Raw genomic sequence first — 11,449 nt, forward strand, 5'->3', positions numbered from 1 at the left:
GTGCGTCCTATGCGCGGGCTCACATCGGGCGACGCCCGGTCTCACGGCCCGTTGCACAAGCGATGCTCTGTGTGAGGGTCCGGCCGGCTACGGCAGGAGCAGGTGCACGTCCCCGAACTCGTGCCACAGGTACCGGCCCCGGAGCGCGGCCTCATAGCCCCGCTCGATCGCCGCCCGCCCCGCGACCGCCTCCAGCATCAGCAGGTGCGAGGCCTCCGGCTCGTGCAGCCCGGTCAGCAGCCCGTCCACCACGCGGACCCCGCGCGCCGGCGTCACCACCAGATCGGTCCACCCCGCCCGCGGCCGCACGACCCCGTCACCGCCCGCCGCCGACTCCACGGCCCGTACCGCCGTCGTGCCGACCGCGATGACCCGGCCGTCCCCGGCCTTCGTGGCGTTGATCAGCCCCGCGGACGCCTCGGGCACCGCGAAACGCTCCGGATACGGCGGCTCGTGCGCCTCCGCCGACGCCACCCCCGTGTGCAGGGTGACCGGCGCGAACCGCACCCCCCGGCTCACCAGCTCCGTCACCAGCCGCGCCGTGAAGGGCCGCGCCGCACTCGGCATCTCCGCACTGCCCTCCCCGTCCCCGGACGGCAGCGCGAACACCGTCTGGTGGACGGCCAGCGGCTGGTCCCGCTCCGTATAGGCGTACCGGATGGGCCGCCCGTGCTCCCGCAGCAGCCCCGGCACCCCGCCCCCGGAGACCCGCGCCCACCACAGCCGCTCGCTCCGCCCGCTCAGCGGTTCCTCCAGGACCAGCCGTACACCCCCCGGCAGGCCCACGCACACCTCCGTCCCCGCGGGCGCGGCCGCACGCGCGCGCGTGGTGCCCCGCCCGTCCGGCTCCCGCAGCTCCACCGCCCAGCGGCCGTCGTCCCCACGGGTCGAGAAGTGCACCACCACGCGCGCGTGCCCGGCCCATCCGTCGACGGCCGCCGCCAGCGTGGCCGAGGTGTTGACCACGAGCAGATCCCCGGCCCGCAGCAGCCGCGGCAGCTCCGTGAACGCGTGGTGCGCCACCTCGGCACCCCGGGACACCAGCATCCGTACGGCATCCCGGTCCAGCCCCGGCCCCCGCTGCTCGACGGGAACCCGGGCCGACAACTCCTCCGGCACGCGCACGGCCAGGGTCATCGGGCCCCGTCCACCAGCGCCGGAGCCCCGTACCGCCCGCTCGCCGGCCGCTCGTCCAGCAGCCGCAGGAACCCCGGCACCACGGCGGCCGGCTCCGGCCGCGGCTCGGGATCGTCCGGTACGGCCGCCGCGTACAGGTCCGTGGCCATGTCCCCGGGATCCACCGCCCAGACCCGCAGCCCCGGCTCCTCCACGGCGAGCACCGCCACCAGGTGGTCCAGTGCCGCCTTGGAGGCCCCGTAGCCGCCCCACGTCTCGTACGCCTCGGCGGCCGCGTCCGAAGTGACCGCCACCACGGTCCCCGCCTCCGACGCCCGCAGCAGCGGCAGCGCCTCCTGGACCAGGCCCAGCCCCGCCACCAGGTTCACCTCCAGTGCCCGCCCGAGTCCCTCGAGGGGCAGCTCCTCCAGCCGCACCAGCGGCTCGGCGCCCAACGCGCTCGCGTTGTGCACCAGCAGGTCGACCCCGCCCAGCCGCCACGCCGCCGCCACCAGCTCCGCCCGGTGCGCGGCGTCCGTGACGTCCCCGGGCAGGGCGGTCACACGCGTGCCGTGCGCGGATACGGCCTCGGCGGCGTCCGCCAGGGCCTCGGCGCCCCGGGCGTCGAGCACCAGATCCCAGCCACGCCCGGCAAGGGCCTCGGCGAGCGCCCGCCCCAGCCCCTTGGAGGCCCCGGTGATGATCGCAACCGGCATGATCAGCTCCCTCGTCGTGATCGCGTGCCTTCAACGTAGGAACGGGACCGCCCGGGCCGCCTCGGCCCCGGGCCGCAACCCACCGGGTCCCTTCGCCCTACGCCACGGGCCCGCCGCCCCTGGACCTAGGTCGTGTCCGCAAAGGGCCTGTCGTTCGGATCACGCCGCGAACGCAATGTCCGGGACTCGGCCTCGGCCCCGCGACCTAGGCCCACCGGCCGGGACTCCACCGTCACCGGTCCGATCCGCGCTGTCACAGCCCGCCGGTACCGTGAGGACATGAGCCACGGTCCCCGGTCCGGCCTCGCCGCGGTGAGCTCCGCGTTGCTGGCCATGAGCAGGCATCTCGAGGTGCGCGACGTCCTCAAGACGATCGTCGCCTCGGCCCGCGAGCTGCTCGACGCGCAGTACGCCGCGCTCGGCGTCCCCGACGACCACGGCGGCTTCGCCCAGTTCGTGGTCGACGGCGTCAGCGAGGAGCAGTGGAAGGCCATCGGCCCCCTGCCGCGCCAGCACGGCATCCTCGCCGCGATGCTGCACGAGGCCAGGTCCGAGCGCCTCGCCGACGTCCGCAAGGACCCCCGCTTCGAGGGCTGGCCAAAGGCCCACCCGGACCTGGTCGACTTCCTGGGCCTGCCGATCCGGGACGGCGACGAGGTCATCGGCGCGCTGTTCCTCGCCAACAAGCTGCGTCCTGCGGGGGGACACCCCCCACACCCCCCGGGCCCGAAGCCCGAGGACAGCTGCGGATTCACGCAGGACGACGAGGAACTGCTCGGCATCCTCGCCCAGCACGCCGCGATCGCCCTCACCAACGCCCGCCTGTACGAACGCAGCCGCGAACTGACCATCGCCGAGGAACGCTCCCGCCTGGCCCACGAACTGCACGACGCGGTCAGCCAGAAGCTGTTCTCGCTGCGCCTGACGGCCCAGGCGGCCGCCCGCCTGGTGGACCGCGACCCCTCCCGGGCCAAGGGCGAACTGCAGCAAGTGGCCGCGCTGGCCGCCGAGGCCGCCGACGAACTGCGCGCGGCGGTCGTCGAGTTGCGCCCCGCAGCCCTGGACGAGGACGGCCTGGTCGCCACCCTGCGCACGCAGATACAGGTCCTCGACCGCGCCCACAGCGCCCGCGTGACCTTCTCCGGCCACGGCGTGAAGGCCCTGCCCGCCTCCCAGGAGGAGGCGCTCCTGCGCGTCGCCCAGGAAGCCCTGCACAACGCCCTGCGGCACTCCGGCGCCGACCACGTCGACGTGACCCTGGACCGCCGCGGCGGCGGAGCCGTCCTGCGGGTCACGGACGACGGCAGCGGCTTCGACCCGCAGGCGGTCCGCCGCGCGGGGCGCCACCTCGGCCTGGTCTCGATGCGGGACCGGGCCAGTGGCGCCGGCGGTTCGCTGACCGTGGAATCGGTGCCCGGCAAGGGCACCACGATCGAGATGGAGGTCCCCGGTGGCTGACGCGATCAAGGTCCTGCTCGTCGACGACCACCAGGTCGTCCGCCGGGGCCTGCGCACGTTCCTCGAAGTGCAGGACGACATCGAGGTCGTCGGCGAGGCGGCCGACGGCGCCGAAGGAGTCGACCGCGCCGAGGAGTTGCGGCCCGACGTGATCCTCATGGACGTCAAGATGCCGGGCATGGACGGCGTCGACGCCCTGCGCAGACTCCGCGAACTCGACAACCCCGCGCGCGTGCTGATCGTCACCAGCTTCACCGAGCAGCGCACGGTGGTCCCCGCCCTGCGCGCGGGCGCCGCCGGGTACGTCTACAAGGACGTCGACCCCGACGCCCTCGCCGGAGCCATCCGCTCGGTGCACGCCGGGCACATCCTGCTCCAGCCGGAGGTCGCCGGCGCGCTGCTCTCCCAGGAGGAGGCCAATTCCGGGCCCGGCAGGGGCGGTTCCCTCACCGAGCGGGAGCGCGAGGTGCTCGGCCTGATAGCGGACGGCCGTTCCAACCGGGAGATCGCCCGCGCGCTCGTCCTCTCCGAGAAGACCGTCAAGACCCACGTCTCGAACATCCTGATGAAGCTCGACCTGTCCGACCGGACACAGGCCGCCCTGTGGGCCGTTCGCCATGGTGTGACCGGCTGACACGCTCACCCCACGGCAACACGGAGGGTTCCATTCCGGACTGAGATTCATACCGTCGTGGGAATGTCCCTCACATGGCGCATCCTCGGTGGATCTCCGCCGTTCTCCAGTGCGTGCTGCGGCGCCTGCCGCGGCAATCGCAAGGAGGGCTCAGAAGTGAAGAACCTGAAGAAGGCAGCGGCCGTGACGATGGTGACCGGTGGCCTGCTGGCCGCGGGCGCGGGCATGGCCTCCGCCACCAGCGCGCACGCCGACGGCCAGGCCGTGGGCTCCCCGGGCGTCGGCTCGGGCAACGTCGTCCAGGCGCCGGTGCACGTCCCGGTCAACGTGTCCGGCAACAGCGTGAACGTCGTGGGCATCCTGAACCCGGCCTTCGGCAACTCCGCCGTCAACCACTGACACCCCCACCTCCGCCCCCGAGCCGGAGGTGACACCGGCCTCCCGGGAACACCCGGGAGGCCGCTCAGTCTTCTGCCCGGCCGAGCCTGCGGGCAGTCGTGCCGCTGGGGCGGCACGGGTGGGCGCAGGCTGCACCCCGCAGCGCCGGGTTGCGCAACGCCGTGACCCCGGCCGCAACGCCGAGCACCACCCCACACCGCATCACCGCACCCCCCGCTCCCGCTCCTCCACAACGGAGTTGTACGCCGCGACCTGCGCCCGCCGAGCCGTCCGCTCCACCGGCCGCAACGCCTCCCGCCGAGCGAAGATCTCAGCCGAACTCACCGCACCCCCGTGCCCACTCTCCGTGGCCACCCCGATCAGCGTCCCCACCCGCTGCGCCAGCTCCAGCACCCGCACCGCCCGCGGCGGATACCCCGGCGCCAGCACCTCCCGCCCCCGCTCGGCCCGCGCCCGGTACGCATCGATCGCCGCCTCCGCCACCGGCCCCGACCCGGCCACATCCAGCCGCGTCAGCGCCTCGGTCGCCTCCCGCAGGGCCTCCGCCAGCTCCCGCTCCGCCTCACCCAGCGACGGCACATCCGCAGGCGGCGCCTCCCGCACGGGCAGCACGTGCCACACGACCTCGACATGCACATCACCCTCGGGCCCGGCCTCGTGCACCTCCGGCACCAGCCCGAGCGCGGCCCCGTAACAGACCACCGCCTCCTCGGCGTCCAGCGCCCGCGCGTTGAACTCCGGCGGTCCGCTCAGCCCCAGTGGATGCCCCGGCGCGGGCAGCGCCACCCGCAGCCCGGTCACCCCGAGCGCCCGCAGCCGCCCCAGCGCCAACGTGAGCCCGACGGGCGCCGACTCCCCGGGCAGCCCCGCCACCCGGTGCACCGCGTCCTCGCCGACGATGGCAAGCACGGCGTCATCCGGCGAGACAAGTCCGGCCAAAAGGGCATTTCCCCATGCTGCGAGACGTCCAGCGCGCGGTTCCGTGAGCATGCTCCCACCCTAGGACCCTCCAAGGACCGGACCGAGGGAATGTCCCGGCCGACCGGTGGCGTAGATTTCATGGAGGGCTGCGCCCACCGGCGCGGCGGACCGAGCCACAGGCGTACGCGACAGCCGAGACCGGCCACACTGCAAGGGGAGACAACGCGCTCATGAGCGATGTTCTGGAGCTTCAGGACGTATCCGTGGTCCGCGAGGGCCGGGCTCTGGTGGACCAGGTCTCCTGGTCGGTCAAGGAGGGCGAGCGCTGGGTCATCCTCGGCCCGAACGGCGCGGGCAAGACCACCCTCCTCAACCTCGCTTCCACCTACCTCTTCCCCAGCTCGGGCACCGCCGCCATCCTCGGCGAGACCCTCGGCCAGCCCGGCACCGACGTCTTCGAGCTGCGCCCGCGCATCGGCATGGCCGGCATCGCCATGACCGAGAAGCTCCCCAAGCGCCAGACGGTCCTGGAGACGGTCCTGACCGCCGCGTACGGCATGACCGCCACCTGGCACGAGGACTACGAGGAGATCGACGAGCAGCGCGCCCGCGCCTTCCTCGACCGCCTCGGCATGAGCGAGTACCTGGAGCGCAAGTTCGGCACGCTCTCCGAGGGCGAGCGCAAGCGCACCCTCATCGCCCGCGCCCTGATGACCGACCCCGAGCTGCTGCTCCTGGACGAGCCCGCCGCCGGCCTCGACCTCGGCGGCCGCGAGGACCTCGTCCGCCGCCTCGGCCGGCTCGCCCGTGACCCCATCGCCCCCTCGATGCTCATGGTCACCCACCACGTCGAGGAGATCCCCCCGGGCTTCACCCACGTCCTCATGATCCGCCAGGGCAAGGTCCTCGCCGCGGGCCCGTTGGAGCTCGAACTCACCTCCCGCAACCTCTCCCTCTGCTTCGGCCTCCCCCTCGTCGTCGAACAGGTGGGCGACCGCTGGACCGCGCAGGGCCTCCCGCTGTCCTGACCCGGCCCCCGCGCCCCACAAATCCCAGGGTAAGAACGGCATTTCACACGCTGGGCGCCCTGTCGGCGACAGGGCCCGCGGACCTACCATGACCATGTGGAAATCGACGCATGGCTGTGGTGGCTGATCGGCGCGGCAGCGCTCGGCATCGCGCTCGTGGTCACCGCGATGCCCGAACTCGGCATGCTCGCGGTGGGCGCCATCGCCGCGGCGGTGGCCACCGGCGTCTTCGGCGGCGGGGCCGTCGCCCAGGTCGTCGTCTTCGCGGTCGTCTCCACCGCGGGCATCGCGGCCGTACGCCCCATCGCGAACCGACATCGCGCCCAACGACCCCAACTCGCCACCGGCGTGGACGCGTTGAAGGGCAGACAAGCCGTCGTCCTGGAACGCGTCGACGCCTCCGGAGGCCGGATCAAGCTGGCCGGAGAGGTCTGGTCGGCCCGCGCCCTCGACACCGACCGCGCCTACGAAGTGGGCCAGGAAGTGGATGTCGTGGACATCGAGGGAGCGACTGCGATCGTCATGTGACCTCGCACGACGTAACTGGTGAGAACTCCTCGCGAGGTACGCGACGGTCTGTCAGACTCGACCAGCAAGATCTTCAACAACCATAAGATCTGCCGAAGGCGCCGAGGCGGAGAAGGGTACGGGGAACGACGATGGAACCGGTCATCATCGTCCTGATCATTCTGGTGGTGTTGGTCTTCATCGCCCTGATCAAGACGATCCAAGTCATCCCACAGGCCAGCGCGGCCATCGTGGAGCGGTTCGGCCGCTACACCCGGACCCTGAACGCGGGCCTCAACATCGTCGTCCCGTTCATCGACACCATCCGCAACCGCATCGACCTGCGCGAACAGGTCGTGCCCTTCCCGCCGCAGCCGGTGATCACCCAGGACAACCTGGTCGTGAACATCGACACCGTCATCTACTACCAGGTGACCGACGCCCGGGCCGCGACCTACGAAGTCGCCAGCTACATCCAGGCGATCGAGCAGCTCACCGTCACCACGCTCCGCAACATCATCGGCGGCATGGACCTGGAGCGCACCCTGACCTCCCGCGAGGAGATCAACGCGGCCCTGCGCGGCGTCCTCGACGAGGCCACCGGCAAGTGGGGCATCCGCGTCAACCGCGTCGAGCTGAAGGCCATCGAGCCGCCCACCTCCATCCAGGACTCGATGGAGAAGCAGATGCGCGCCGACCGCGACAAGCGCGCCGCGATCCTCCAGGCCGAAGGTGTCCGGCAGTCCGAGATCCTGCGCGCCGAGGGTGAGAAGCAGTCCCAGATCCTGCGCGCCGAGGGTGAGGCCAAGGCCGCCGCCCTGCGCGCCGAGGGCGAGGCCCAGGCCGTCCGTACGGTCTTCGAGGCCATCCACGCCGGCGACCCGGACCAGAAGCTCCTCTCCTACCAGTACCTCCAGATGCTCCCGAAGATCGCCGAGGGCGACGCCAACAAGCTCTGGATCGTCCCCAGCGAGATCGGCGACGCCCTCAAGGGCCTCTCCGGAGCGATGGGCAACTTCGGCGGCATCGGCGGCGGTTCCGGCGGCAACGGCGGCGCGACCGGAGCCCAGGTCCCCGCCCAGGAACGCCGCGAGAAGCCGTCCATCGACTGACGCGACCCATGCGAAGGGGCCCGCTTCCCAAGAGAAGCGGGCCCCTTCGCACGTCGGCTCGGCTAGGCCGCGTCCAGCGCCAGCCAGTCCGGCAGCGCGGCGAAGTCCTCCTGCGCCAGCGCCAGCAGCATCGCATCCGCGGGCGTCGGCTCGAACGGCTCCCGCAGCAGCGGCATCCCCGCCTCCTCCGGAGTCCGATTGGCCTTCCGGTGGTTGTCCTCCGCGCACGAGGCCACCGTGTTCAGCCACGTGTCCTGACCGCCCTGCGACCGCGGCACCACGTGGTCCACGGTCGTCGCCCGCCTCCCGCAGTACGCGCACCTGTGCCGGTCCCTGACCAGCACACCCCGCCTCGACCACGGCGCTCGTCTTCGGAACGGCACCCGTACGTACTGGCAGAGCCTGATCACACGGGGCGCCGGTATGTCGACCGCGGCTCCCCGCATGCGCAGTTCGGGGTGGGCCTGCTCGACGACGGCCTTGTCCTGAAGCACCAGAACGACGGCTCGGTTCAGCGTCACCGTCGACAGCGGCTCGAAGCTCGCGTTGAGTACCAGCGTGTCCCGCATACCAGCCCACCTCCCGTGTGCACCGGCCCACCCCCTGGCGGGCTGGGATCAACTCTGGCCGGGCACGCCGAGATGGACAACGCAATATCTGCTGCTCCCACGGGGGGTGACCCCCGCGACCCCCGGCAACAAAAATGCCCGCTCCTGATCAATTCCAAGACCAGGAGCGGGCAAACGTTCCGTGAACGCTGGGATCGCCAGGACGGCTTGCTCAGCCTTCTGCGGGCACCTCGTACTCACCGATCAGCTGGGCCCGCGCGATGGTGTGGAAACGCAGGTTGAATCCGACGAAAGCCGGACTGGCGTCCGCGTCCGGACCCAGCTTCTCCTGGTCCACGGCGTACACCGTGAACACATACCGGTGCGACCCGTCCCCGGGCGGCGGCGCGGCCCCGCCGAAGTCCCTGCTGCCGTAGTCGTTACGAGCGTGGATCGCGCCCTCGGGCAGCCCCTCGAACGCGCCGCCGCCCGCACCCACCGGCAGCTCCGTCACCGACGCCGGGATGTCGAACAGCACCCAGTGCCAGAACCCACTGCCCGTCGGGGCGTCAGGGTCGTAGCAGGTCACGGCGAAGCTCTTGGTCTCCGGCGGGAAGCCCTCCCACCGCAGGTGCGGTGAGGTGTTGCCGGCCGCGTAGACCTGAGCGTCCTTGAGCGTCGCCCCTTCCTGGACGTCCTTGCTCTCGACCGTGAACGACGGCACGGGCGGATGGAAGTCGTGGGGGAGCGGCCGCCGCTTGAGCTCGGTCACCTCGGTACCTCCTGATCGGTTCTTGCAGTCCCACCCGAGCCTAGGGCTTTCTCAGAACCAGTTGCGCTTGCTGCCGACCTCGGACAGCCACTGGTTCAGGTAGGCGACCCAGTCGGTCCCCTGGTAGTCGTTGAGTCCCACCTGGAACGACCGGAAGGTGTCGCTGCCCTCGCTGAACAGGCCCGGCTTCTTGTCCATCTCCAGCACCACGTCCATGGCGTGCTGGTCCGCCACGAAGCTCAGCTCGACCTGGTTCAGCCCGCGGTACTGCTGCGGCGGGTAGAACTCGATCTCCTGGTAGAACGGCAGCTTCTGCCGCGTACCCCGGATGACCCCGCGCTCCATGTCCGCGTTCTTGAACCGGAAGCCCAGCTGGATGAACGCGTCCAGGATCGCCTTCTGCGCCGGCAGCGGGTGCACGTTGACGGGGTCCAGATCACCGGAGTCCACGGCCCGCGCGATCTCCAGCTCCGTGGACACCCCGATGTTCATGCCGCGCAGGGCCTGCCCGTCGATCATCGTGATCGGCGTCTCCCACGGGATCTCCAGCCCGAACTGCACCGCGTGCACCGCGCCCGCCTGGAGCTCGAACGCGCCGCCCAGCCGCGACTTCGTGAACTCGATGTCCTGCTTGTACTCCTGGTCGCCGCTCTCCACCTCGACCTTGGCCTGCAGCCCGACCGAGAGCCCCTCGATCTGCTGGTTCACGGACCCGCCCTGGATCCGCACCTCACCCTGGACGACACCGCCCGGCACGACGTTGACCTCGTGCAGCACCGTCTCGACGGAAGCCCCGCCGGCCCCCAGGCTCGCGAGCAGCTTCTTGAACGCCATGACTCTCCCTCTCGCCCACTACGGGTGGATCCTTGATCCCTACAAACGCGATCCGGCCGTGGCCGGTTCCATGCCCTCACCCTGACAAGGCCTGCGCCCACCGGCCACCCCGCCGCGCCACCCGTCTCCAGTACCCTCGGACGGCATGATCGCGACCCCCGACCGTACGCCCCTGCCCAGGGACTTCTTCGACCGGCCCGTCCTCGATGTCGCCCCCGACCTCCTCGGCCGCATCCTGGTACGCACCACCCCGGACGGTCCGATCGCCCTCCGCCTGACAGAGGTCGAGGCCTACGACGGCGCCGACGACCCCGGCTCCCACGCCTATCGCGGCCGCACGGCCCGCAACGACGTGATGTTCGGTCCGCCCGGGCACGTCTACGTCTACTTCACCTACGGCATGTGGTTCTGCATGAACCTGGTGTGCGGCCCCGAGGGAAAGGCGAGCGCGGTCCTGCTCCGCGCCGGCGAGATCATCGAGGGCGCCGAACTCGCCCGCACCCGTCGACTCTCGGCCCGCAACGACAAGGAACTGGCCAAAGGCCCGGCCCGGCTGGCCACGGCCCTGGACGTGGACCGCTCCCTGGACGGTACGGACGCGTGCACCTCGCAGGAGACCCCCCTCCGCATGCTGACCGGCACGCCCGTGCCCTCCGACCAGGTACTCAACGGCCCCCGCACCGGCGTGGCCGGCGAGGGAGCCGTGCACCCCTGGCGCTTCTGGATCGCCAACGACCCGACGGTCAGCCCCTATCGGGCCCATGTCCCGAGGCGCCGCCGAAGTTGACGCGTCCAGGCAAGGTGCGTAATGTAGCCCGAGCCGCTTGATCCGGGTACGGCAATCGCCAGCAGCCGGAAGCGGCCAAACCACTACCTAGCGACTCCCCTCAGCAGGGGCGAATTCGGCGTGCCCGCATGCCTGAATTCGACGCCGACGGACTCGATTATGAGTTGGACGGGGAATCGGCTAACGTAGTGAATGTCGAAAGGCCGACGAGCGAAAGCCCGGGCCGGACGGCAAATCCCGCCGACAGGGAATCGGATCGAGAAAAAGATCTGATAGAGTCGGAAACGCAAGACCGAAGGGAAGCGCCCGGAGGAAAGCCCGAGAGGGTGAGTACAAAGGAAGCGACCGTTCCTTGAGAACTCAACAGCGTGCCAAAAGTCAACGCCAGATATGTTGATACCCCGTCCATCGGACAACCGATGGTCGAGGTTCCTTTGAAAAAACACAGCGAGGACGCTGTGTGCGAGAGGACTATTCCTCCTCTCGCACCGCTCTCGTGGTGTTCATCCCGATTACGGGAAAACATTCACGGAGAGTTTGATCCTGGCTCAGGACGAACGCTGGCGGCGTGCTTAACACATGCAAGTCGAACGATGAACCACTTCGGTGGGGATTAG

The 11,449-nt window shown here is 70.9% G+C and carries 13 protein-coding genes and 1 rRNA gene; 8 read left to right on the forward strand and 6 right to left on the reverse strand.

Annotated elements, in window-relative coordinates:
- Positions 1–87: 87 nt before the first annotated feature.
- Both ABZ948_RS11165 and ABZ948_RS11170 read right to left on the reverse strand, forming a co-directional pair.
- A complete protein-coding gene (locus tag ABZ948_RS11165) occupies positions 88–1,137 on the reverse strand; it encodes an S-adenosylmethionine:tRNA ribosyltransferase-isomerase (RefSeq protein WP_359758637.1) in 1,050 nt (349 codons plus the stop codon).
- Positions 1,134–1,832 (reverse strand): SDR family NAD(P)-dependent oxidoreductase, encoded by a 699-nt coding sequence (locus ABZ948_RS11170; RefSeq protein WP_359758638.1) that lies wholly within the window; start codon positions 1,830–1,832, stop codon positions 1,134–1,136. Before ABZ948_RS11170 ends, ABZ948_RS11165 begins: the two co-directional genes overlap by 4 nt.
- Positions 1,833–2,111: 279 nt before the next feature.
- On the opposite strand from ABZ948_RS11170, the gene ABZ948_RS11175 reads away from it, so the two are divergent.
- The 3 genes from ABZ948_RS11175 (at position 2,112) to ABZ948_RS11185 (ending at position 4,323) form a co-directional block, all read left to right on the forward strand.
- Positions 2,112–3,290, forward strand: coding sequence for a GAF domain-containing sensor histidine kinase (locus ABZ948_RS11175; RefSeq protein WP_359758639.1), 1,179 nt, complete (start codon positions 2,112–2,114; stop codon positions 3,288–3,290).
- Positions 3,283–3,924 (forward strand): response regulator, encoded by a 642-nt coding sequence (locus ABZ948_RS11180; RefSeq protein ID WP_359758640.1) that lies wholly within the window; start codon positions 3,283–3,285, stop codon positions 3,922–3,924. The genes ABZ948_RS11175 and ABZ948_RS11180 overlap by 8 nt, the downstream gene beginning before the upstream one ends.
- Positions 3,925–4,080: 156 nt before the next feature.
- On the forward strand, positions 4,081–4,323 hold the full coding sequence (locus ABZ948_RS11185; protein ID WP_031118966.1) for a chaplin: 243 nt from the start codon (positions 4,081–4,083) through the stop codon (positions 4,321–4,323).
- 201 nt (positions 4,324–4,524) lie between these two features.
- Here ABZ948_RS11185 and ABZ948_RS11190 read toward each other — a convergent pair whose 3' ends face one another.
- Positions 4,525–5,313, reverse strand: a complete 789-nt coding sequence (locus ABZ948_RS11190) for an Rv1486c family protein (protein ID WP_359758641.1) — start codon at positions 5,311–5,313, stop codon at positions 4,525–4,527.
- A 161-nt stretch (positions 5,314–5,474) separates the two neighbouring features.
- Here ABZ948_RS11190 and ABZ948_RS11195 point away from each other — a divergent pair, with 161 nt between their 5' ends.
- The 3 genes from ABZ948_RS11195 to ABZ948_RS11205 all read left to right on the forward strand — a co-directional run bounded on the left by ABZ948_RS11195 (position 5,475) and on the right by ABZ948_RS11205 (position 7,891).
- On the forward strand, positions 5,475–6,272 hold the full coding sequence (locus ABZ948_RS11195; RefSeq protein WP_359758642.1) for an ABC transporter ATP-binding protein: 798 nt from the start codon (positions 5,475–5,477) through the stop codon (positions 6,270–6,272).
- 96 nt (positions 6,273–6,368) lie between these two features.
- The gene (locus tag ABZ948_RS11200; protein ID WP_359758643.1) at positions 6,369–6,800 is read left to right on the forward strand and encodes an NfeD family protein; all 432 of its coding nucleotides are present in this window, start codon (positions 6,369–6,371) and stop codon (positions 6,798–6,800) included.
- A 131-nt stretch (positions 6,801–6,931) separates the two neighbouring features.
- Positions 6,932–7,891, forward strand: coding sequence for an SPFH domain-containing protein (locus tag ABZ948_RS11205; RefSeq protein WP_031118970.1), 960 nt, complete (start codon positions 6,932–6,934; stop codon positions 7,889–7,891).
- 62 nt (positions 7,892–7,953) lie between these two features.
- Here the strand turns inward: ABZ948_RS11205 and ABZ948_RS11210 are convergent, their stop codons facing one another.
- The 3 genes from ABZ948_RS11210 to ABZ948_RS11220 all read right to left on the reverse strand — a co-directional run bounded on the left by ABZ948_RS11210 (position 7,954) and on the right by ABZ948_RS11220 (position 10,045).
- Positions 7,954–8,460 (reverse strand): HNH endonuclease, encoded by a 507-nt coding sequence (locus tag ABZ948_RS11210; RefSeq protein WP_359758644.1) that lies wholly within the window; start codon positions 8,458–8,460, stop codon positions 7,954–7,956.
- A 211-nt stretch (positions 8,461–8,671) separates the two neighbouring features.
- A complete protein-coding gene (locus ABZ948_RS11215) occupies positions 8,672–9,211 on the reverse strand; it encodes a YbhB/YbcL family Raf kinase inhibitor-like protein (protein WP_359758645.1) in 540 nt (179 codons plus the stop codon).
- A gap of 51 nt (positions 9,212–9,262) precedes the next feature.
- A complete protein-coding gene (locus tag ABZ948_RS11220; RefSeq protein ID WP_359758646.1) occupies positions 9,263–10,045 on the reverse strand; it encodes a sporulation protein in 783 nt (260 codons plus the stop codon).
- Between the two features lie 145 nt (positions 10,046–10,190).
- Here ABZ948_RS11220 and ABZ948_RS11225 point away from each other — a divergent pair, with 145 nt between their 5' ends.
- Together ABZ948_RS11225 and ABZ948_RS11230 are read left to right on the forward strand one after the other, a co-directional pair.
- Entirely contained in the window at positions 10,191–10,832 is a 642-nt protein-coding gene (locus ABZ948_RS11225) for a DNA-3-methyladenine glycosylase (protein ID WP_359758647.1), read from the forward strand.
- A gap of 525 nt (positions 10,833–11,357) precedes the next feature.
- A 16S ribosomal RNA gene (locus tag ABZ948_RS11230) occupies positions 11,358–11,449 on the forward strand; the annotation flags it as partial.

It is taken from the genome of Streptomyces olindensis, assembly GCF_040645895.1.
Lineage (GTDB): Bacteria > Actinomycetota > Actinomycetes > Streptomycetales > Streptomycetaceae > Streptomyces > Streptomyces olindensis.